At 45.4% G+C, this 229-nt stretch carries 1 rRNA gene; it reads right to left on the reverse strand.

What is annotated here, in order from left to right:
- Nucleotides 1–144 precede the first annotated feature (144 nt).
- Nucleotides 145–229: ribosomal RNA gene (locus tag K5Q92_RS24145) — 16S ribosomal RNA — on the reverse strand; the annotation flags it as partial.

The following is a 229-nucleotide window of genomic DNA, read 5'->3' on the forward strand; positions in this document are numbered from 1 at the left end:
AACTACACTCCCTCTTTCACTCCTCAAGTGCCTTGACTTGAAACAAATTAACGTCGTCTAAACCTAGACACGTATTATTTGCTCTTTCTTTACGACAAGCATATCTGTGTGAACACTCAACAACTATCAAGTTAGTCGTATAGGTAAGGAGGTGATCCAGCCCCAGGTTCCCCTAGGGCTACCTTGTTACGACTTCACCCCAGTCATGAACCACACCGTGGTAAACGCC

The organism is Shewanella sp. MBTL60-007, from assembly GCF_019654915.1.
Taxonomy (GTDB): Bacteria; Pseudomonadota; Gammaproteobacteria; order Enterobacterales; family Shewanellaceae; genus Shewanella.